The organism is uncultured Sphingomonas sp. (assembly GCF_964237335.1).
Lineage (GTDB): Bacteria > Pseudomonadota > Alphaproteobacteria > Sphingomonadales > Sphingomonadaceae > Sphingomonas.
Map to the genome: position 1 here is coordinate 1 of NZ_CAXSHM010000032.1, position 21,570 is coordinate 21,570.

Here is a 21,570-nt window from a genome sequence, read left to right on the forward strand (position 1 = left end):
ACTGGCCTGCTTTTACTCCGCCCCGCTGGCCTGATTTTGCTCCGCCGTTGACAGCAGCGGTTCCACACCACGCAACATCGTGAAAGTCATGCCGGCATTGTTGCCGTCCGGCTTGCTAGATGCCGGCAGCCGCGCCAGCGCCGTCGATGCCTCTCCAAGCACGTGCACGAGCTCGATCGCTGCTGCCATCAGCACGGTTTGTGCTTTCTCAGCGTTACCCACGTTGCGGCCGAAGCACTGGACGAGGCACCGCAACAGCAGGCCGTAAGTCGCACAGGCGAAGTCGAGCAGCGCCGCGGCATCCGGATGATCGATGAACACCTCGCCCTCGGGTTCGGGCGGTTGCCGCAATACGGGGCTGTCCGCCGCGGGCCAGGCTGGTGTGAAGTCTGGATCGTCGCCCAGTGCCGCCTCAAACTCGCGCTGGATCGTCAGGAAGCTGCGATAATGGGAGACTTCGCGGTCGGCGGACGATCCCTCTCCCTGCTCGACAATGATGTCGATCGCCCTTCCACCCGCGGCCAGATCCGCAATCGGCGCGACGCCTTCGAGGTCGATGACGGCACGTCCGACCTGGCTCGCGGCGTCCCCGAGGAAAAGGCCGTGGCTTCCGAGCTCGCGCTCCAACGCGATCAGGTTGGTACGGATTGCCTCGTAGAGGTGCCCGATCGTCGCATAGTCCTGTGCGCTCGGCTTTGAGACCGAGACAGGCCTGTTCGCGCTCGTAGCCGTCTTGGGAAAAGGCTTCGCTGTCCTGGCCCCCGGACGTCCTGCGGCCGCTCCAGGAAGATGAAGTGCTTGAGCGTCTCCGCGTTGAACGGGGTAAGCCGAACCGCCACCCCCGACGGGAAGTAGCCCGCCGCCACGGGAAAGTTCGGGCGACCGAAGTGCGGGCGGCCGCCGACCGCTACAGTCAGGTTGGCGACGATGACAGGGTGGCCCATCTCCTCGATGGCTACGTCCATGATTGTCTTGCGCCAGCGTTCAAGCATCTCTCCCTGGGCCGGGAGGACGCCAGGCTCTCCTGCCCGCTTGAGGCTGAACGCCGCATACAGATAGCTGCACATCAGCGTGTGCTCGATCTCGGCTGCCTCCGCGACCAGATGAAGCAGCTGCTCCCGCGAGCCGACAACGACCGCCTGCCCGCTTACCTCCTCGACGATTGCCTCATTCGGCACCGGCTCAGCGGGCCAACGGCGAGTCGGCGTACCCGGCAAGCAACGCTGCCGCATCGTCGTAGATCATGATCGCCCCAGCGTTCTGGAGCATCTGATCGGAGAACCGACCGGATCGGAGCGCGATCGCAGCGATCCCGCACTTGCCCGCTGCTTCGATGTCGTACGGCGTATCTCCGACGACGATCACCTCGTTAGGTTCGATCCCTGCCAGCTTGCTCAATGCGACGGCGAAAATATCCGGCGCCGGCTTTGTCTGCTTCACGTCATCGCTGCTGGTCGTCGCTGCGACCAGATCACGCGCGCCGAGCAGATCAAGATAGTGATCGAGTTCTGCCTTCGATGCGGACGATGCGAGCACGACCTGCTGCCCGCAGCCATGTGCAGGCGCTCTCCTGCCGGAAGCTTCACGGCAGCGGAGACCAAGGTCGGACATCGCTGCCGCGTTGTCGTCTCCCCAACTTCCGCAGTTTCTTCAAGGCGGGACTTAGGACGATTGCGATCGGTGGGCAGCCGGTATGATCAAGCAAAGTCATTGGTTTACAGGCGCCGGCTTGCCGTCTTCGCCGACAGACACATAGGTAAACACGCCCTCGGTGACCTTATGTGCTCCGCCGCTGGTGCGAACCCGTGCCCAAACCTCGATCCCCACCGCAATCGAGGTATTCCCCTCATGCTCCAGCCGGCAGAAGACGCTGACGTCGTCCCCGACCGCGACCGGCTTCAGAAACTCGACCGTCTCAATCCGAAAGGTGACGACGCGTTTGCCCGAATGCGCGGCCGCGAAGGTGCCGCCGGCCAGATCCATCTGCGACAGCGTCCAGCCACCGAAGATGTCTCCGCTGGCATTAGCATCGCGCGGCAGGGCGACGGTCCGCAGATGCGCGCCGCCCATCGGCTGCGGTAGATCGTCGCTCATGATGTTTCTCGCTCGCGTGAGGACGTCCTACTTCAGGCGTCAGCCTCGCACCGACGCCGCATCGAGATCGACTGTCATCTCGCGGGGCCAGAACCGCAGCTTGGCGCAGGTGCTGACAAACGCCTTTGCATCCTTCGGCTTCGCAAGCGCAACGAACCCGTCGTCCAGGGCCGGCGGCATACGCGCCTCGTCGAACAGCGGCTTGGCGTTTTTGCCATATCCGATGAACTTGCAATGCCCGAACGCGTCAGACACGAAGTCCTTCGACGCGGCGTCCTGCGCCAGCATCTTGACCCCCTCAGCGGAGGGAAGGATCGCCACAGCATCGAACAGCACCGACGGACCTCCGTCGATCTTCTGCTTGGCAGCAACCGGCGTGCCATCGTCAAGTGTCACGCCGCCGATTTTCGGCGCAATGACCTCCCAGACTGCGCCCTCAGCATCGAGCGCAGCGGTCAGCGCGTTGAACAGCGCGGCCTCGGAGCCATCGGTCAGGAACAGGCCCATCTTGCGGCCCTTGAAGCTGTTCGGACCGTTGGCGAGGATGCTCAGTTTGTCGGACGTTGGCAGATCCAAGGTCGGCTTCGCTGCCTGAGCCGCCGCAGGCAGTGCCATGCCAAGCCCGTCCGCGACCGTGGCGGCGAGATCAGCATCGATGTTGAGCAGGTGCGATACGGCACGTGTCCGAATGTCGACCCGCTGAACCTTGCTCAACTCGAACACCAGCGCGTCGCCGATGTGCTTCTGTTCTATCTTCTGCTGGCTGCGGAAAAACATGCGCGCCTGGCTGTAATGGTCGGCGAACGTCTCCGAGCGGATACGTGCCTTTGGCCCCTCAACCGGCGCGGCGAAACTCTTGAACCCCAGCGTTGGGTTCTCGCGTGGTCCACCGTCCGGGCCCCAGCTGTTGGGCTCGTAGTTGGCGCGACCCTTGGGGTTGGTCATCGCCATGTGACCATCCTGCTGGAAGTTCATCACCGGGCAGCGAGGCGCGTTGACGGGCAAGTGGGTGAAGTTGGGCCCTCCCAGCCGCTTCAGCTGTGTGTCGAGGTAAGAGAAGTTGCGGCCGTGCAGCAGCGGATCGTCGCTGAAGTCGATGCCCGGCGGCACATTGCTGGTGCAGAATGCAACCTGCTCGGTGTTGGCGAAGAAGTTGTCGACATTCCGATTGAGCGTCATCTTGCCGATAATGCGGAGCGGCACTTCCTCCTCCGGGATCAGCTTGGTCGAGTCGAGATGGTCGAACTGGAACTTGTCCGCAGTCTCCTGATCGAACAGCTGTACGCCCAGCTCCCACACCGGGAAATCACCGCTGTCGATTGCCTCCCAGAGATCACGCCGGTGGAAATCTGGATCTGCCCCGTTGATCTTGACGGCCTCGTTCCACATCACCGACTGCAGACCCTGCTTGGGTTTCCAGTGGAACTTGACGAAGGTCGATTTGCCCTCGTCATCGAGCAGGCGGAAGCTGTGCACGCCGAAGCCCTCGATCGTGCGGAATGACCGCGGGATCGACCGATCGGACATGATCCACATGATCATGTGCCACGCCTCGGGGCTGAGGCTGATGAAGTCCCAGAAATTATCATGGGCCGTCTGCGCTTGCGGGAACGCCCGATCAGGCTCCTGCTTAGCCGCGTGGATCAGGTCCGGGAATTTGATTGCATCTTGGATGAAGAACACCGGGATGTTGTTGCCGACGATGTCCCAGTTGCCCTGCTTGGTATAGAACTTGACCGAGAAGCCGCGCACATCGCGGGCGAGATCCGACGAACCCTTGTTGCCGGACACGGTGGAAAAGCGGACGAAGACCTCGGTCTGCTGACCAACGGTGCCGAGCACATCGGCGCGGGTGATGTCGGACAGAGAGTCGGTCAACTCGAACACGCCATGCGCGCCGTAGCCGCGGGCATGGACTACACGCTCAGGGATGCGCTCGTGATCGAAGTGGAAGATCTTCTCGCGCAGCTGGAAATCCTCCAGCAGCGTCGGCCCACGCGTACCGGCCTTCAGGCTGTTCTGAGCGTCGCCGACCGGAATACCCTGCTGGCTGGTCATCGTCAGCGCCGGGTCTGACGTGGTCTGATGCGTCTCACCGCCAGCGCCCTGCTGCTCGGCATAGCTGGTCGGGAGATCGGCGGACACGGGCAGCAGGGGGACCTTGATCGCAGACTCTCCCTTCACCTTGCCTACATCGCCCTTGGTGCTCTTGCGTGCCATGTCTGCTCTCCTGAGGGGCTGTGATGGTGCGGCGATGCCAGCTTCGCATCGGACGTGCGAGCAATATCTAACTGCTCGAGATCGAACCCATTCCACACAATCGGACGTTGAGCTGGTCCATTCGCTTTTCTGAGCTCCGGCAGAGCTCCTACTCCGAGGGGACGAGGTATGCGCGCACTATGCTGGCACGGTAAGGGCGATGTTCGGGTAGACACCGTCGCGGATCCCGAGATCAAGCATCCGCGCGACGCGATCATCAAGGTTACCGCCTGCGCGATCTGTGGATCTGATCTTCACCTGCTCGATGGCTATCAGCCCACCATGGAGGCTGGTGACATCCTTGGCCATGAGAACATGGGCGAGGTCGTCGCGCTCGGATCCGAGGTGACCAACCTCAAGATCGGCGACCGCGTGGTGGTGCCGTTCACGATCAGCTGCGGCGATTGCTGGTTCTGCAAAAAAGGCCTGTTCGCGGCCTGCGACCGGACCAACCCCAATGCCGAGATGGCCGCGAAGGCGATGGGCCACTCGCCCGCCGGACTGTTCGGCTTCAGCCATATGCTCGGCGGCTATTGCGGCGGCCAGGCGGAGTACCTGCGCGTACCGATGGCCGATATCGGGCCGATAAAGATCCCGGACAGCGTCACCGACGACCAGGCGCTGTTCCTGTCCGACATCTTTCCGACCGGCTACATGGCCGCCGAGAACGCGCAGATAGAGCATGGCGACACAGTTGCGATCTGGGGCTGCGGTCCCGTCGGCCAGTTTGCCATCCGCTCCGCGCTGATGATGGGCGCAGGCCGGGTCATTGCCATCGACGAGGTGCCCGAGCGCCTCGCCATGGCGGAGGCCGGCGGCGCTGAGACAATCGATTTTAGCAAGACGGACGTGTTCGACGAGCTGCAGGCGCGCACTAAGGGTCGCGGCCCCGACAGTTGCATCGATGCCGTCGGCTGTGAGGCCGCCGCTCACGGCAGCGCGGACGCGGTCATGGACAAGGTGAAGGCAAGCATGATGCTTGCCACCGATCGCGTCCACGCGCTGCGCCAGGCGATCATGAGCTGCCGTAAGGGCGGCACAGTGTCAGTGCCAGGCGTCTATGTCGGCATGGGCGACAAACTGCCGATCGGCGCCGCCATGAACAAGGGGCTGACCATCAAACTCGGCCAGACCCACGTGCAGCGTTATACCAAGCCGCTGTTGGAAAAGATCGTGGCCGGAGAGATCGATCCCAGCTTTGTGATCACTCATCCGGCTCGCCTCGAGGACGCCCCTGAGATGTACGCCAAGTTCCGCGACAAGGAGGACGGCGTCATCAAGGTGGTAATGCGCCCACACGGCTGAGCCGGCATCCCTCATCGCTGCGGCGTCCGATTTCTCTCGAGGATGAGGCGCCGCAACGACCAGATACCGACGTTCAGGCTACCATATCCGCTTACCCGAACCGCACGCTCATCCAGGTCCACTCCCGGCTCGGATTGGCAGCCAACGACGGTCGGCTACCGGCGGCTAGGGTCGTTGGCCAAAGGACCACCACCATGCCCCACGATCGTAGGACGATCCGAACCAGCGGCGGCGAGTGCTCCTCTTACCTGTTCAGTCCAACCGAGGGCAACGGCCCTTGGCCGGCCTTGATCGTCTACATGGACGCAGGCGGTATCCGGCCAACGCTGGTCGACATGGGGCAGCGGCTTGCTGACGCAGGCTATGTCGTGCTGCTGCCAGACATCTTCTATCGTTACGGACCCTATGGCCCCTTCGTTCCGAAAGAGGTGTTTGCCGGCGATTTTCGGGCGGTGCTCGGCCCGCTCATGGCGACCACCGATAACCTCAAAGCCGCCCAGGATACGGGTGCGCTACTCGCCTACCTCGACACACGCAGCGACGTAGCAGGCACCGGGATCGGCGCTGTCGGCTTCTGCATGGGCGGCGGCATGGCGATCGCGGCGGCGGGCACCTGGCCAGACCGGTTTGCGGCGGTGGCGAGCTTTCATGGCGGCCGGCTGGCGACCGACGATCCTGCCAGCCCGCACCTGTTCGCGCCGCGACTGCAAGCCGAGATTTACATCGCCGCAGCCGAAAACGACGGCAGCTACCCGCCCGACATGGCGGCGCGCTTTGAGGCGGCGCTGAAAGAGGCTGGCGTGCGCTACCGAGCCGAGACTTACCCCGCCGTACATGGCTGGATGAAGCCAGACTTCCCCGTCTACGATCACGATCAGGCGGAGCGCGGTTGGGCTGAGATGCTCGATCTGTTCGCCCGCGCGTTAGGTAAGGACCCTGAGATCCAATTACCGCGGGCGGAGGACGTTGCATGAAATACCGGACACTCGGCCAGAACCTGAAGGTTTCCGCGATCGGCATCGGCTGCATGCCGATGATCCGCGAGGGCAACATCAACTACGGTCACGCCGAGGACGATGTGTCGACCCGCACCATCCACGAGGCGATCGACTTGGGTGTCACCCTGTTCGACACCGCCGAGATTTACGGCCCCTTCAGCAACGTGGAGCTGGTCGGCCAGGCGATCAGGGGCAAGCGTGACGGCCTCGTCATCGCCACCAAGTTCGCGATGCGCTTTGACGGCAACAACGTGGTCGGCGTCGATGGCAGCCCCGCCAATGCCCGGCGCGCCTGCGAAGGATCGTTGAAGCGTCTCGGCATCGACACGATCGACCTGTTCTACCAGCACCGCGTCGATCCCAATGTGCCGATCGAGGAGACGGTCGGCGGCATGGCCGAGCTGGTCAAGGAAGGGAAGGTCCGCTTCCTCGGCCTGTCCGAAGCCGCCGCCGACACCGTCCGCCGTGCGGCCAAGGTCCACCCGATCGCCGCGCTGCAGAGCGAATATTCGATCTGGGAGCGCGACGTGGAGGCGGACATCCTGTCCGCCTGCAGGGAGAACGGCATCGGCGTCGTGCCGTACAGCCCGCTCGGCCGCGGCTTTCTCGCCGGCGGTATCCGTAGTCTGGCTGAACTGCCGGCCGACGACTGGCGCCACAACGATCCGCGCTACTCGTCCGAGAACATGCCTCGAAACCTGGCGATCGTCGACGCCATCGCCGGGGTCGCTGCGAACCACGGCGTTTCCAACGCGCAAGTCGCGCTCGCCTGGCTGTTGGCGCAGGGCAACGACATCGTCCCGATCCCCGGCGTCAAGCGCAGCGAGACCATGCGCGACAGCGTTGGCGCATCTGATGTGGTGCTGACCAATGCCGACCTCGCTACGATCGATGCGGCGGTTCCTGCGGGTAGCACCGCAGGCCCGCGTTACAATAAAGCGGGAATGGCGGGGGTCAGGCTCTGAGCGGTCGCGATCCTGACGACTGCCAGCAGGCAGCAGCCCGGCTTCCGCACTTTTCCTCTTTCGTTCTCGTGCTGGTTGACTCAGGATCGTCCCATGCCGATCCGCCCAGAGCATCGCTGGCTTTACCCGATCGACTGGCGCGAGCTGTCCGCTCTTGTCCGGTTTCAGCGTGCCAAAGGACGATGCGAGCATTGCGGCCGACCGCATGGCGTGAAGGTCCGGCATCTCGGTGACGGCCGCTGGTACGATGAGGAGCGCCGGTGCTGGCGCGACGATCGCGGTCGGCGGTTGCGTGGACACGCTTCACCCGATCGCCTTCCCAAACAGCTACGCATGGTGGAGCTTGCGGGCGATATGGTGCCGCCGCGCACGCGGGTGGTGCTGGCCAGCGCGCACCTCGACCATGATCCTGGCAACAATCACCAGCGCAATCTCGCCGCGCTCTGCCAGCGTTGCCACCTAGCGCATGACCGGCCCGAGCATCGCCGGCAGCGCTGGGCAACGCTATTCCGGCGCCGAGCTTCCGGTGACCTGTTTCTGGGCGCGTACCGCTAGCGCACGCGACATTGCTCAGCCAGCAGCAGGTTGTCGCCGTTTTGAGAGATCGGAACCGACAGGCAAGCGGACCGCTCTTCCAGCCAAGGTCATTCTCGAGCGATAGCCTCGGATGGCGCTTGGCGACAATTGAGGACCAAATCCGATGAAACTGTACTGGGGACCGCACACCTGCGCGATCGGCACCCACGTTCTCCTGGAAGAGATCGACATGCCTTATGAGGCCGAGAAGATCGATGTCGCCGGAGGCGCGACCAAGGAGCCTTGGTTCAAGGCGATCAATCCGAAAGCCAAGGTGCCGACACTGGTGCTGGATGACGGCCGCGTCCTCACTGAATACGGTGCCATCGCGGTCTGGCTGGCGCGGCAGGCCCCTCACCTGAACCTGCTGCCCGCCGACCCCGACGAGGAGGAACGCGCCTTGTCGCTGATGGATTACGCGGTTGGCACCATCCACGGCCAAGCATTCGCCCGCGTGTTCATGCCGGAGAAGTTTGAGCCGCAGGACCCCGTCCACCAGACGCTTGGCCTCGGCCAGGGCTCGGTGAAAAAGCAGGGCCAGCAGATGATCGAAGAGGCCTTTGCCATCGTGGACCGTCAGCTGGGTGGTCGCGAGTGGGCGGCCGGTGGCACGTTCGGTATCGCCGACGCCGCTCTGTTCTACGTCGAGCGCTGGGCGTCGCAGGTGAAGGCGGAATTGCCAGCCAACGTGGCCGCACATTTCGAGCGAGTGAAGGCGCGGCCCGCTGTGGCGAAGGTGATGCACGTTTGGGGCGAGAGCTGAGCCCCTCCATCAGGCAAGGTACATCAGTCGAATTCAGCTGGGCGTGAGATCGCGCCCAGCTTCGGCGGCTCGAAATCGAAGTCGCCGGCATCCCCCTTGGACGTTGCGGCGAGCAGGGATCGATCCTTGCCGGTAAACGCCCGATAGAGTGTGGCGTGGTGGCACTTGAGCAGCTTGGCGGCTTCGCGGACGGATGTACCCTCCCCCACCAGGCGCTCACCCAATGCGATTTGGTCGGTGGTAAGCTTCGGCGGTCGCCCGAACCGGACCCCCCTCGCCTTGGCTGCTACCCGCCCGCTGCTGGTGCGCTGGTGAATCAGCTCGCGCTCGAACTCGGCGATGCCGGCGAACACGGTCAGCACCATGCGACCAGCCGGCGATGTCGTATCTGCCCAGGGCTCGGCGAGCGAGCGCAGGCCGGTGCCCGCCTCCTTCAGCCGCTCCGCGATATCGAGCAGGTCTCTGGTCGAGCGCGCGAGCCGATCGAGCCGTGTCACTACGATTACACCATCGTCGCGGAGTTGCTCCAGCATCCGCACTAGTTCGGGTCGATCCCGCTTCGCGCCGGACACCTTCTCCTCAAAGGTTCGACGGCAGCCAGCTTCCTTCAACGCGGCGCGTTGCAGCCGCAGGTCCTGATCGTCGGTTGAGACGCGTGCATAGCCGATGAGCATGTCGCGAATATGCATCGAAAGATCAGTATTGTGCAACAGACCTTTGCGACACGCTGACAGGAGGATGACGGCTGCCGCACGCCTCTGTCGCGAAACTTAGGAGTTTGGCGACAGCAAGCCGACAATCATCAACCGGCGATTAGCTCGCGTATCCGGCTGGCAAGAGCCTCCATAGCGAACGGCTTCGTCAGTACGTGCATGCCCGGGTCCAGATGCCCATGACTGAGAACGGCATTCTCCGCGTATCCAGTAGTGAAGAGTTCCTTCAGATCAGGACGAGCAACGCGTGCAGCGCCCCCGCCCTGACGCCCGCTCATGCCGCCGGGAACCCGAGGCGTGCGAAGAAGGCTTCCGCCGCGTCGAAATCGCCGCATGGCAGGATAGCAGTCATTCGCTGTTGCATGGGACGTCCTGAGACTGTTGCGCTTCCGCTGCTCGAAGGGCTTCGTTCCGGATCTTTGATCGCCGGCTGTACCAGAAGGTCCATAGGCTGAGGCCGCCGAGCACGGCGTAACCTTCGATCGGGTTGACGATCATGTACTCCTTGATCGTCAGGCTGAAGACGAGCGCCGCGCCGATTGCCACGTCGAGGATCAGCCCGAATCCCCACACCACCGTCATGATCGTCATGGATCGCCGGAAGCGACGATCCGTGCGCAGGCCATGCATCCGTTCGGCCTCGGCCGAGCCGCTGCGCGCCATGCCGGCGCGCGCCAACTCATAGATGAGCGGGCGGCCGACCGCGGCCGAGAGCAGGAAAGCGATGCCGATCACACCCGTCACCAGCTTCTCGCGAAGCTGGAGCATCCGGGGACCACCTCCCCCGAAGAAGGCTAGAAGCGACAGGACGATGCCCGCCAGCACGAGCAGGGACAGCGCATCGAGCCGGCGGTGCCGGATGAACTCCGCGATGCTCCACAGGATCGGCGGTACGGAGGAAGCGAGCAGCGCCTGTACGTCGCCGAGCCGGGGTGCGGCATAGCTGTAGATCAGGACGGGCAGCACGAAGTTGACGGCGACGTCCGCGACGAATGACGGCCCTTTCGTCCGGAGTATCGCTCCTGCCCTGCCGCGATTAACCATGACGCTCACTCCCAAGTCGATCCACGGTTTCCGTCGCAGAGGCCGGCAGGTGACGGTAGAGGGTCGCGATCGAGACGCCGATCGCCGACGCCACTTCCCGCGGCCGGGTGCCACTGGCGAGGAGCTTGCGGGCAGCGTCGAGCTTCTTCGGCGTCATCACCGGCTCGCGCCCCCCTACCCTGCCCTGGGCGCGTGCCAGCGCAAGCGCCGCATTGGTGCGCTCACGGGTGAGATCGCGTTCCATCTCTGCCATGGCCGCCATGATGTGGAAGACGAGCTTGCCGGCGGTGCCGGATGTGTCGATGCCATCCGTCAGCGAACGCAAGCCGACCTTGCGTTCGGCCAGATCGGCCGCGAGGTCGACCAGGCCTTTCATGGTGCGGCCGAGGCGATCGAGCTTCCACACCACCAGCATGTCGCCGGCTCGCGCGTGCGACAGCGCATCGGTGAGGCCGACCCGATCCACCTTGGCGCCGCTGGCCTTGTCCGAGAACGTCTTCTCGCAGCCGGCCTCCTGCAAGGCATGCAGCTGCATGCTCAGGTCCTGGTCGGCGGTAGACACGCGGGCGTAGCCGATCAGCATGGATGCCTCTCAAATCTCATTAGCGACGGCGAGCACGAGAAGAACGATGTGAGAATGAGTTTTGAGACGATCAGTCAGGAGGAGGAAGGATCAGGCTCCCTCGCCTGCTCACAACCGAACGTTTGTGAGAAATGTAATGGGCTACAAAGCCGTTGCGAATGTGACGGCGCCGAGGATGACGCCGGGGGCGTTCGCGAGAGCGACCGGCCAGTCGCGAACGCGCTTGAGCAGGCCATAGGCCACCCACAGGCTGCAATTCAGCATGGTCGCCAGCGGCTGCACCGCAGAGCCCTTGTGGCCGGCGAGGTTGAGCTGAATCTGGGAGAGGTACGAAACGTACATGACGACGGCGGTCGCGGTCGCGATCCAGCCCAGCAGCGTGATCGCGCGGTCGCCTGCTTCCAGACGAGGGGCGTTGACGACGGGCGCTTGTGCGGTCGCACCCGATGCTGGCTGGTTTTGCGTTCGTTGGTTCATCAGAATGCTCCATGACGTGTTCTCACGAACGGATTGCGCGTTTAGAAGGCAACCCCAGCGCATCAATGTGTTAGCGCCTATCCGCCTGCTGGCGGATGCACGCACAGCGCAGATCACGACTAGAGCGAAGCGCCGACAGCACAATCGGGCGCAGCCGTCGTTGGGCCGAGGCGTGCAGCTCACAAGGAGAATGACGTTGAGCGACAACGAACTACCCGTGGGCGGGTTGACGAGGCGCTCGCTCGGCGGATTGGGCGTTGCGGCCATACTCGCGCCGTCCATCGCGTCCGCGCGGCGCATGCCCGGACCCGACCGCTATCGGCCGCAGGTTCATTACTCCCCGGCTAAGGGCTTCATGAACGATCCCAACGGGCTGATTTTCCACGAGGGCGAGTACCACCTGTTCTACCAGCACAACCCGTTCGAGGCGAAGGCTGGTCATGTGCATTGGGGCCATGCGGTCAGCTCCGATCTGGTACGCTGGCGCGAGCTGCCGATCGCGCTTGGCGAAACGGCGGCGGGGCAGGCGTTCAGCGGTTCGGCGGTATACGACCGCGGCAACACCAGCGGGCTGTTCCCGAGCGGTGCCGGCGGACTGGTCGCGATCTACACGCGAGCGTCCGACACGAAGCAGGCGCAGGAGATCGCGACCAGCACCGATCGCGGCCGGACCTTTAGCGGCTATCCGGGCAATCCGGTGCTCGATGTCGGCTCCGCCTCGTTCCGCGATCCCAAGGTGTTGTGGCACGCGCCCACCCGGCGCTGGGTCATGGTCGTGGTCCGCTCGCGCGAACATCGGGTGATGTTCTACGCCTCGTCCGACCTAAAGCATTGGAGCGAGGTCGGCTCGTTCGGCCATGCCGGGCTGCTCGGCATCGACTATGAATGTCCCGATCTGGTCGAGGTGCCGGTCGAGGGCGGTGGGACGCGCTGGGTGCTGTTCGTCTCGATCAACCCCGGCGCGCCGCTCGGCGGCAGTGCCGTGCAGTACTTCGTCGGCACGTTCGACGGGCGACGGTTCGAGGCGGAAGATGGGGCCACCCGACTGGCCGACTTCGGGCAGGATTTCTACGCGCTCCAGACATTCGCCGACGTGGACGGGCCGCCTGTGGCCATCGCCTGGATGAGCAACTGGCTGTACTCTAACGATGTGCCGGCGAGCCCGTCGCGCGGTGCGATGACGCTGCCGCGGCGGTTGACGCTGCGTCGACACGCCGACGACTGGCGGCTGGTGCAGACGCCGGTGCCACTCGACCCGATCGCGGGTTCGTCCATCCTCTCCGGGCCTCGCCCAAAGCGCACGGGGACGCTTGCCGGTGCGGCCGTTCCCTACGGCGCGGCGCTCGAGGTCGTACTGCGGTTCGAGGCCGATCCTGGCGCGATCCTGTCGGTCCGCCTGCGCAATGCGGCGGGAGAGATGCTGAGCGCGTGCTTTGATGCCGGTACCTATCCCGGCTTCGTGGTGGATCGGAGCGGCACTCGCGGCTTCCGGCATCGCTACATGGTCGACAGAGCGATATGGTCGGCGCCGCAAGGAACGACCACGACAGACATGCGGCTGATCGTCGACCGCTCTTCCATCGAGTTGATCGGGATGGGCGGCGAGGCATCCGGCACCATGCTTCAGTATTTCGCCTCTCCGCCCGACCGCTTGGAGGTGATTGCCGAAGGGGGGGCAGTGGCGCTGATGCAACTCGAAGTCCGTAGCTTGAACGGCTAGGTGCGGGGTTGCTCGAAATCGCTCGTTTGTGAGAGGCGCCGATCGACGGCTTGCGACCAATGTCGGCCCGGCGGAGCGCCGCCCGACCGAGTCCGAAAAGACGTCGCCAAGGACCTTCAGGCGGCATCGCTCACTGCAGAGCCCGCTTCCCGAGTAGCAAACCATTGCTTAAAGTCGCCGAGTTCGAGAGGGCGCGAGAACAGATAGCCTGATAGCCTTGCGCTCCATCGCACTTCATCTCAGCCAATATATCAGCCACCGGCGCCGTCTCGACGCCTTCGGCACTGTGTGCACTCTTGCGACGCTGGCTTTTAATCAGGAGTGGCGTCGGAAGGCCCCGTGAAATCCTATTCTGTAACGATCGGGTCCCTGATTAGCCGCGAGACGCTGATCGTCACCGCTTTCAGAGCTCTGGTACGGCAGAAGGGTAGACGCCAAGAGTGGCATGCCCGTCCCCGATATTGCCGCCGAATCTGCGCTATTGCCACCGATTCCCGTCACTCCCATTCGATTATTCGTTATGAGATAACTCATTGATATTGCACGCTAAAAATACCGCTCGTTATCGGATACCGTCAAAAATACCGTCAAACTTGAAGAAACGTCCGAACGTACGCCAAGGTAGCCGATCTTATCCGAAAGTACGCTCCCGATCTCAACCACATTCCCGGATCACTGGACGCGCCAACTTGCCGGCGTTCAGGACGGTATCCAAGCCCAGATATTCTGTCTGCCAGCTGCGACGATCAGAGCTGACTAAATTGGTGGTCTGAGCCAGCTGCCGGCCACCGGGTCGGAACAGAGGAAGTCTATCCACGCGGAAGCGCGAAGGCGATCGTGTAATCGCCGTAGCGCGTGCTCAGCGCGCCGTGGCCGCCGGCGGTGATGACGACATATTGCCGGCCGTCGCGACCTCGATACGTCATTGGGGTCGCCTGTGCGCCCGCCGGCAGCCGCGCCTTCCACAACTCCATGCCCGTTTTCACGTCGAACGCGCGAAGATACTGGTCGGTAGTCGCGCCGATAAAGACAATGCCGCCCCTGGTAATGATCGAGCCGCCGAGATTGGGCACGCCCGTCTTGATCGGCACGCCGAGACGCGAGCCGAACAGACCCGTGTCGCGCGCGGTGCCCAGGACCTTGTCCCAAACGACCTTACGCGTGCGCAGGTCGACCGCCGACAGCTTGCCCCACGGCGGCGCGATGCAGGGCGCGCCGAGCGGACCGATCCAGGCCTGGACGACGGCGACATAGGGCGTGCCGAATTGCTGGTAATAGATCGGTGCCTTGGCATTTTCGCCGCCCTTCGACGCCGCCCGTATCATGCGCTGCCCCTCGGGCGAAGCGGAGGGCACGAGGTGGATGCGGAACGGCATCTGCATCGTGTTGACCGTCAGGATACCGCGTTCGGGATCGACCGCACCCCCACCCCAATCGGTCACGCCGTCGAACGCCGGATGGCCGACGATCGGGTTCAGGCCGATCGGCGCGTAGATGCCGGCCGCGTGCGCCTGGCGGAACTGGATGCGGCAGACGAGCTGGTCGATCGGAGTCGCACCCCACGTATCCTTCTCGGTTGGCGCGGGCGGGGTGAAGGAGGGCATGCCGACCGAGAAAGGCTGGGTCGGCGAGAAACGCTCGTCGGTCATCCCGCCAGTGGTAGCCACAGGCCGCTCCTCGATCGCGGCAAGCGGCGCGCCGGTCAGGCGGTTGAGCAAGTAGAGCTGGCCCATCTTGGTGGTCTGCACGAGAGCAGGGACGGTGCCGCCGCCGGGCAACGGCAGATCGATCAGCGAGGGGCCGATCGGCAGATCCATGTCCCACATGTCGCGATGGACCAGCTGGCGGTGCCAGCGCATCCTGCCCGTCGTGATGTCGAGCGCGACGATCGAGGTGCCGTACTTGTCGTCGAACGGCCGCCGCTTGCCGATCCAGTAATCGGGGGTGGCGTTGCCGGTGCCGAGATAGACGACGCCGTTCTTGGCGTCCGCAGTCATCGCGCCCCAGACGTTGGGCGTACCGCGCGTGTACATCTGGTCCTTGGGCAGCGCCGGGATCGCGTCGTCGCCGCGTCCCATGTCCCAGGCCCAGATCGGCTTGCCGGACACCGGATCGTAGGCGCGGACCACACCACCCGCCTCCAGAACGCCGAGGTTGTCGACGATCCGCTCGCCGACGATCAGCCGCCCGTTGGCGACCACCGGCGGCGAGGTGCTGATCTGCATCGCGGCAGGCGACGGCCCCATGTTGTCGCGCAGGTCGATATAGCCGTTATCGGCGAACGCGGGGCACGGCTTGCCCGTGGCGGCGTCGAGCGCCCACATCTTGGCGTCGAAGCTCGGCGCGAAGATGCGGTGTGGACAGGGCGTGCCGGGCGGTGCCTCGAAATAGGAAACGCCGCGACAGGCGAGGTAGCTGTTGCCCTTGATCGGCGCGTCGGTGTGCCAGCTCCACCTGGTGCGGCCGGTGGTCGCGTCGATCGCCTGGACGAAGCTGTGCGGCGTGCAGGTGTAGAGCGTGTCGCCGATGTGGATCGGCGTTGCCTCCGAATGATATTCGCGCTCGTGCGTCACAGCCTCGGCGCGCATCGGCAGGTCGCCGGTGCGCTGGACCCAGACTTGCTTGAGCTGAGCGACGTTCGCTGGCGTTATCTGGCCGAGCATCGAGTAGCGATCGCCCGCGAGCGTGCCGCCGTAGCTGGCCCAGTCGCCCGCGACTGCGTCCGTGACCATTCCGGCCGGCTGTGCGCCAGCCGCATCCGGCGAGACGACGAACCTGGCGCCTCCGACCGCCATCGCCACAACCACGACGCCCGCGGCCACTCTGCGTCCGTTGGGCTTCCTCATCGCGCCGACGAGAACGGGCAGATAGATCAGGAGCAGCAGGACGGTAGGAGCCAGCACCCGCGGCACCAGCCGGAGCGGGTCGAGCCCCGCTTCCCACACCGCCCAGATCGCGGTCGTCAGCCAGATCAGCAGGAATAGCGTCCGCCCGCGGGCGTCATGCCTACCTGCCAAGGCTCCGCTGACCACCATCGCAACGCCGGCGATCAAGTAGTAGAACGATCCACCAAGCAGCGCCAGTTGCGCGCCCGCGACGGCGAAGAAGCCGCCCAATAAGGCGATCAGCCAGGCAAGGGCGGCAATGTAGAGGCGCATGGAGCTCTCCGAAGATCGAATGACGGTGATGTGATGGTGGCCTATGGCCGCTTCAGGTTGCCACGGCGCCGATCTGCTTGAGCAGGCCGGGATTTATCTGGGCCAGTGTTCGACCAGCTTGCCGATGCCGATGCGGAACAGGTCCATGACAACATATGGACCTTGCGCCCGGCGGCGAGCGTGCCCTGATACTCGCCCGTATGCCGGCGAGGCGGCGGTCGGGAGCGTCGAGCATCGCCTGCCCGATCGACAGGCGCGGCGGCTCGATCATCCGCGGGTCTCCTCATGTCCGGCCAGCGCAAGAAGCGCCATCAGGTCCGTCACCAGGTGCCGCTCGATGTCGCGCACCGTGGCGACAATCTTTGCGCGCAATCGCCCGTCCGCGTGCGGGCTTGCGAGGCGGTCGAACTTGGCGACGACATCGTCCCAGCTCATCGGTCGCGTGTGGAAGCCGTCATAGTCGCTGCGCTCCGCCGACAGCATCTCGCCGCCAGCGATGTGGACGACGAGCTTGCACGGCATCTCTTCCGGTATCCGCCGGGTATAGAGGAAGCTCGACCGAACCGTCACCTTGCCGAGCAGTTCCTGCACGTCGGCGCGCTCTATCCGCTCAGGCGCAAACTGCTCAGGGAGCATCTGCCGGTCGATCAGCGCCGCGGCGACCAAGTATTTGAGGTTGTGGTCGGCCTGCTCCTTGATGCGGCAGTCGTCCTTGGGGCCGTAGCTGCCGCCGCCGAGCACGTCGTACGCGCCTTTGGCGACGTCCAGCGTGACGGACGTGATGCAGCCTGGATCGGCGATCCGCTGGCCCAGTTCGATCGCCGCTTCGACACTGGTCTGCGACTGGAACTCGGCATTGTAGCGCTTGATCGAGACGCGATTGCCGGCGTCGAGCGGTTCCTTGGACCAGTCGATGGTGGAATGATCGCGGACGAGATGGTCGAGCCCAAACGGCCCGTCGAATACGCCCAGCGTACCCGTCACGCCCCGTCCGGCGATAAAGGTGTTGAGCAGCGCGCGGCTGGCGGTCTCGCCCGAGGCGAGGCCCTTCCAGTTGGACACCGGCTCGGCCTGGATCACCGCCAGCGACACCGCCGACACGCCGGCGAGCGCGAGCGCATGCGCGGTGCGCTCAGCGTCAAACCCGAGCAGCCGCGCCGAGCCCGCTGCTACTGAGTAGGCGAGCGGCGTGGTGTAGTTGAGACCGCCGCGCATCGTCGGCAGCGTCTCCATCAGCCGGCTCTGCACCTGATAGCTGACCGCGAGCCCCAGCAGCAGGTCGCGTCCGCTCGCGCCGGCATGCTCACCTGCCGCCACCAGCGCGGCGATGTTGTCGCTGGGATGGCAGACCTCGCCCTTGCTGGCGATGTTGTCCATGAAATCGACGTAACGGACAAGGCAGCCGTTCACGAGACAAGCGCGGTCGGGCGCGGTACGGCCGCCGCCGATCATCGTCGCACGGCCGGTGCCGCCGAACTCGTCGACCAGCCCCCGGATCGCGGTGACAGGCGGCGCATCGAGCGCCCCCAGCGCGCAGCCGATCGCGTCGAGCAGACTGCGCTTCAGCCGGTCGGCGGCATAGCCGTCGAGATCGTCCGAACCGACACGCAGCGCGAAGGCGGCAATCGCCTGGGTGGCGAAGCGCGGTTCGATCACTTGCCTTCGGCCAGCCACCCGATGATCCGGGCGTTGATCTTCTCGGGCATCTCAATGTGGAGCCAGTGGCTCGCGCCCTCGACGAACTCCAACTTGCCGTCATCGCACAGCGCCAGCCCGGCCTCAGCGACGTTGCGTTCGAGAAACAGGTCGTCGCCCGCCCACAGGATCAGCGTCGGCGGGGCGAGCCGCGCCGGCTCCTTACCTTGTGGCCGCTGCCGGAGCGCGCGATAGTAGTTCAGCATCGCGGTCAGCGATCCGGGATGCGCCCACGCCTCGGCATAGCGGTCAAGCGCGCCCGGCTCGAACGTCCCCTTGTGCGCGCTGCCCTCAATCATCCCCTTGAGGCCGGCGAAGTCGAAGCTGCCGAGCGTCGCCTCGGGCACCCAGGGAAGCTGGAAGAACGCGACATAGGTGCACTTGAGCGCTTGGGTCGGGTGCTTGAGCGCCTGTTTGCCCCAGACGTCGGGATGCGGACCGTCCATCAGCACGACACGCTCCAGCCGCGCCGGGTACTTGGCCGCGACCCACCAGCTGATCACAGCCCCCCAATCGTGCGCGACAAGATGAAAGCGCTCGGCGCCGAAGGCATCCGCAATGGCGACCACGTCCGCCGCCAGCGTGTTGAGCTCGTACGCGGCGACCTCCTGCGGCGCGTCGCTAGTGTTGTAGCCGCGCATGTCCGGCACGACGACATGGTAGCCGGCCGCGGCCAAGGGCGTGATCTGGTGCCGCCACGCCCACCAGAACTCCGGAAATCCGTGGAGCAGCACTAGCAGCGGCGCCTCCGGGTCGCCTGCCTCGACGATGTGAAGGTTCAGCCCGTTGATCGTGCGCACCGACTCCCGCCAGCCGTCCTGAAGAAGTGTGTCCGCCATTCCGATATCCCTACCTTGTTACGTTTCGCCAAGGTCGCCGGCTTTAGCTCCCTTGAGCAAGCCAGCGCGCGGCGACGGCCGAATGTGGGAACCGATCCTTACGGATCGATCTCCGCTTCCAGCAGCTTGTCGATCGTTATCGGCAGCGAGCGCACGCGCTTGCCGGTGGCATGGTAGATCGCGTTGGCGACGGCTGCGGCGGTACCGACGATGCCGATCTCGCCCAGCCCCTTCACCCCCAGCGGTGTGACTTCCGGATCGGGCTCGTCGACGAAGATCACGTCGATGTCCTCGACATCGGCATGCGCGGGCACATGGTACTCGGCATAGTTGTGGTTCATCCAGCGGCCGAGCGTCTTGTCGATGAACGTCTCCTCGTGCAGCGCCATGCCGATCCCCATCACCACGCCGCCCAGAATCTGGCTGCGCGCGGTCTTCGGGCTGATGATCCGGCCCGCCGCGACCGCGTTGACGACGCGGGTGACGCGAACCTGGTCCAGTTCCTCGTCGACGCGAACCTCGCAGAAGATGGCACTGTGGGTGTTGCGCGACTTGGTCGCCATCGAGATCATCTGGCTCGGGCTCGGCGACGCCGTTTCCTCCTCCTCGATCAGTTGGAGGCCGGCCGCGCGCATTGCCTCGACAATCGCGACGCTGCTGGCCGGGTCAGACTTCAGCGTCATGCGCCCGTCGGCAAAGGCGATGTCATCGATCGACTTGGCGCCCGCGAGCGGGCGTCCCTCCACCTTGTCCGCCGCCTTGAGCAGCTTTTTCGCCACCGCCTGGCAGGCGAGCTGGACGGCCGCCCCCGCCGACGCCGCCGCCCACGACCCACCCTCGACCGGCGAGGTCGGCAGGTCGCTGTCGCCCAGACGGGCGGTGATCTGGTCGACCGGCAGCCCGAGCGTGTCGGCGGCGACCAGGGTCATCACCGTGTAGGTGCCGGTGCCGATGTCGGAGGTGGCGCAGGCGACTTCGAGACGGCCGTCGGCGCGGAGCTTGGCGCTGGCGCTCGTCTTGGAGAATTGCGCGTCCCACATGCCCGTCGCCACGCCCCAGCCGATCAGTTCGCGCCCGTCGCGCATCGATCGCGGCTCGGCCGATCGCCGGTCCCAGCCGAACCGCTCGGCGCCTTGCGCGAAGGCTTCGCGCAGCGCCTTGGAAGTGAACGGCGTGCCGTTCATTGCGTCGACCTCGGAATAGTTGATCAGCCGGAACTCCAGCGGATCGACCTTGGCCCGGTACGCCATCTCGTCGATCGCGATTTCGAACAGCGTCATGCCAGTCGCCGCGCCGGGCGCGCGCATGTCGGAGGAGGTATAGGTGTCGCGCGGCGCGATGGTGTAGTCGCCATGCGCGTTGGGGCTGTCGTAGTTCATCATCCCCCAGGTGACGATGTCCTCCATGTTGTGCTCGAACCGGGAGGTCGACGTCGTCGCGGTATTGATGATCGCGGTGAGCTTTCCAGTGTGCTCGGCGCCGAGCTGGATCGAAAAGGTGCATTCAGGGCGATGGGCGTGGGTGAACATCTGCGCGCGCGTCATCACGACCCGGACCGACCGCTCCATCTTCTTGGCCGCCAGCGTCGCGACCTGCACCTGCCATTGCGGCCGGAGCCCCGAGCCGAAGCCGCCGCCGACATAGGCGTTGACCACGCGGACGTTCTTCTTGGAAAAGCCGAACGCGCTGGCGAGATAGGCTTGCACGCCCTGCGATCCTTGCGTCTTGTCATAAACGGTGATGCGGCCGTCGCCGTGCCATTCGACCGTGGAGGCGTGCATCTCCATCGGGTTGTGATGCTCGGGCGCGAGGTGATATTCGCCCTCGACCTTGAGCGCCGCCTGCTCGAACGCGGCCGGCGCGTCGCCGCGCGACTTGGGCGGGTGAAAGGTGTTGCGCCGCTTGAAGTGCGCCGGCAGGAACTTCTCGTCCAGCGACGCCGTGAAATCGACGTTGTGCGGCTCGGCGTCGTAAGCGACCTCGACCAGGCTGGCGCCGAAGCGCGCCGCCTCGAAGGTATCTGCGAGCACCACCGCGATCGGCTGGCCGGCGAACTGGACGCGGTCGTCGTGAAGCGCCTTGAACGGCTCGCCCGGAATCTTCAGCTCGTCCTTCCAGCTATGGTCGAGCCACGCTTCGTGTGGTCGGTTCTCGTGCGTGATGACCTCGACCACACCGGGCACCGCGCGCGCGGCGGCATCGTCGATGCCCGTGATCCGTCCCTTGGCGATGCGGCTGGAGACGACCACGCCGTACAGCAGGTTATCCACCGCGTATTCGGCGGCGTAGCGCGCGTGGCCGGTTACCTTGTCGACCCCGTCGACACGGCTAAGCGGCGTTCCGATACCGACCTTGGCGGGCGTGTTCATCGTCTGGGTTCC

The 21,570-nt window shown here is 64.8% G+C and carries 20 protein-coding genes and 1 pseudogene; 6 read left to right on the forward strand and 15 right to left on the reverse strand.

The window, feature by feature from the left end:
- Positions 1 to 12 precede the first annotated feature (12 nt).
- The 5 genes from ACFE65_RS13890 to ACFE65_RS13910 form a co-directional block, all read right to left on the reverse strand.
- Positions 13 to 669, reverse strand: coding sequence for a ferritin-like domain-containing protein (locus ACFE65_RS13890; RefSeq protein WP_375382999.1), 657 nt, complete (start codon positions 667 to 669; stop codon positions 13 to 15).
- A complete protein-coding gene (locus ACFE65_RS13895) occupies positions 633 to 1,178 on the reverse strand; it encodes a ferritin-like domain-containing protein (RefSeq protein WP_375382966.1) in 546 nt (181 codons plus the stop codon). Before ACFE65_RS13895 ends, ACFE65_RS13890 begins: the two co-directional genes overlap by 37 nt.
- A 4-nt stretch (positions 1,179 to 1,182) precedes the next feature.
- Positions 1,183 to 1,611 carry an HAD family hydrolase gene (locus tag ACFE65_RS13900; protein WP_375382967.1) on the reverse strand — a complete coding sequence of 143 codons (429 nt, stop codon included), beginning with the start codon at positions 1,609 to 1,611 and terminating at the stop codon, positions 1,183 to 1,185.
- Between the two features lie 96 nt (positions 1,612 to 1,707).
- The gene (locus ACFE65_RS13905) at positions 1,708 to 2,094 is read right to left on the reverse strand and encodes an acyl-CoA thioesterase (protein WP_375382968.1); all 387 of its coding nucleotides are present in this window, start codon (positions 2,092 to 2,094) and stop codon (positions 1,708 to 1,710) included.
- A 39-nt stretch (positions 2,095 to 2,133) separates the two neighbouring features.
- Positions 2,134 to 4,314 (reverse strand): catalase, encoded by a 2,181-nt coding sequence (locus ACFE65_RS13910; RefSeq protein ID WP_375382969.1) that lies wholly within the window; start codon positions 4,312 to 4,314, stop codon positions 2,134 to 2,136.
- 168 nt (positions 4,315 to 4,482) lie between these two features.
- Between ACFE65_RS13910 and ACFE65_RS13915 the strand changes: the two genes are divergently transcribed.
- The 5 genes from ACFE65_RS13915 (at position 4,483) to ACFE65_RS13935 (ending at position 8,960) form a co-directional block, all read left to right on the forward strand.
- The gene (locus tag ACFE65_RS13915; protein ID WP_375382970.1) at positions 4,483 to 5,658 is read left to right on the forward strand and encodes a zinc-dependent alcohol dehydrogenase; all 1,176 of its coding nucleotides are present in this window, start codon (positions 4,483 to 4,485) and stop codon (positions 5,656 to 5,658) included.
- A 194-nt stretch (positions 5,659 to 5,852) separates the two neighbouring features.
- Positions 5,853 to 6,632 carry a dienelactone hydrolase family protein gene (locus tag ACFE65_RS13920; RefSeq protein WP_375382971.1) on the forward strand — a complete coding sequence of 260 codons (780 nt, stop codon included), beginning with the start codon at positions 5,853 to 5,855 and terminating at the stop codon, positions 6,630 to 6,632.
- Positions 6,629 to 7,621, forward strand: a complete 993-nt coding sequence (locus ACFE65_RS13925; RefSeq protein ID WP_375382972.1) for an aldo/keto reductase — start codon at positions 6,629 to 6,631, stop codon at positions 7,619 to 7,621. Before ACFE65_RS13920 ends, ACFE65_RS13925 begins: the two co-directional genes overlap by 4 nt.
- A gap of 93 nt (positions 7,622 to 7,714) precedes the next feature.
- Complete coding sequence (locus ACFE65_RS13930) at positions 7,715 to 8,176, forward strand: hypothetical protein (RefSeq protein ID WP_375382973.1); 462 nt, start codon at positions 7,715 to 7,717, stop codon at positions 8,174 to 8,176.
- A gap of 145 nt (positions 8,177 to 8,321) precedes the next feature.
- A complete protein-coding gene (locus ACFE65_RS13935; protein WP_375382974.1) occupies positions 8,322 to 8,960 on the forward strand; it encodes a glutathione S-transferase family protein in 639 nt (212 codons plus the stop codon).
- A 23-nt stretch (positions 8,961 to 8,983) separates the two neighbouring features.
- Here ACFE65_RS13935 and ACFE65_RS13940 read toward each other — a convergent pair whose 3' ends face one another.
- The 5 genes and pseudogenes from ACFE65_RS13940 to ACFE65_RS13960 all read right to left on the reverse strand — a co-directional run bounded on the left by ACFE65_RS13940 (position 8,984) and on the right by ACFE65_RS13960 (position 11,777).
- Positions 8,984 to 9,634, reverse strand: coding sequence for a recombinase family protein (locus ACFE65_RS13940; RefSeq protein WP_375382975.1), 651 nt, complete (start codon positions 9,632 to 9,634; stop codon positions 8,984 to 8,986).
- Positions 9,635 to 9,762: 128 nt separating this feature from the next.
- Positions 9,763 to 9,963: pseudogene (locus ACFE65_RS13945) on the reverse strand (response regulator); the annotation flags it as partial.
- Between the two features lie 58 nt (positions 9,964 to 10,021).
- Entirely contained in the window at positions 10,022 to 10,717 is a 696-nt protein-coding gene (locus ACFE65_RS13950) for a VC0807 family protein (RefSeq protein WP_375382976.1), read from the reverse strand.
- Positions 10,710 to 11,300 (reverse strand): recombinase family protein, encoded by a 591-nt coding sequence (locus ACFE65_RS13955; protein ID WP_375382977.1) that lies wholly within the window; start codon positions 11,298 to 11,300, stop codon positions 10,710 to 10,712. The genes ACFE65_RS13950 and ACFE65_RS13955 overlap by 8 nt, the downstream gene beginning before the upstream one ends.
- A gap of 141 nt (positions 11,301 to 11,441) precedes the next feature.
- Positions 11,442 to 11,777 (reverse strand): SemiSWEET family transporter, encoded by a 336-nt coding sequence (locus tag ACFE65_RS13960; protein WP_375382978.1) that lies wholly within the window; start codon positions 11,775 to 11,777, stop codon positions 11,442 to 11,444.
- Positions 11,778 to 11,973: 196 nt separating this feature from the next.
- Between ACFE65_RS13960 and ACFE65_RS13965 the strand changes: the two genes are divergently transcribed.
- A complete protein-coding gene (locus ACFE65_RS13965; RefSeq protein WP_375382979.1) occupies positions 11,974 to 13,497 on the forward strand; it encodes a GH32 C-terminal domain-containing protein in 1,524 nt (507 codons plus the stop codon).
- An 809-nt stretch (positions 13,498 to 14,306) separates the two neighbouring features.
- Here the strand turns inward: ACFE65_RS13965 and ACFE65_RS13970 are convergent.
- From ACFE65_RS13970 to ACFE65_RS13990, 5 genes are all read right to left on the reverse strand, one after another.
- A complete protein-coding gene (locus ACFE65_RS13970; RefSeq protein WP_375382980.1) occupies positions 14,307 to 16,655 on the reverse strand; it encodes a membrane-bound PQQ-dependent dehydrogenase, glucose/quinate/shikimate family in 2,349 nt (782 codons plus the stop codon).
- 52 nt (positions 16,656 to 16,707) lie between these two features.
- Positions 16,708 to 16,926 carry a hypothetical protein gene (locus tag ACFE65_RS13975; protein ID WP_375382981.1) on the reverse strand — a complete coding sequence of 73 codons (219 nt, stop codon included), beginning with the start codon at positions 16,924 to 16,926 and terminating at the stop codon, positions 16,708 to 16,710.
- Entirely contained in the window at positions 16,923 to 18,311 is a 1,389-nt protein-coding gene (locus ACFE65_RS13980) for an MmgE/PrpD family protein (protein WP_375382982.1), read from the reverse strand. The genes ACFE65_RS13975 and ACFE65_RS13980 overlap by 4 nt, the downstream gene beginning before the upstream one ends.
- Positions 18,308 to 19,189: an alpha/beta fold hydrolase gene (locus tag ACFE65_RS13985; protein ID WP_375382983.1), complete on the reverse strand. Its 882-nt coding sequence runs from the start codon at positions 19,187 to 19,189 to the stop codon at positions 18,308 to 18,310. The genes ACFE65_RS13980 and ACFE65_RS13985 overlap by 4 nt, the downstream gene beginning before the upstream one ends.
- A 98-nt stretch (positions 19,190 to 19,287) precedes the next feature.
- Positions 19,288 to 21,558 (reverse strand): xanthine dehydrogenase family protein molybdopterin-binding subunit, encoded by a 2,271-nt coding sequence (locus ACFE65_RS13990; RefSeq protein ID WP_375382984.1) that lies wholly within the window; start codon positions 21,556 to 21,558, stop codon positions 19,288 to 19,290.
- Between the last annotated feature and the right edge of the window lie 12 nt (positions 21,559 to 21,570).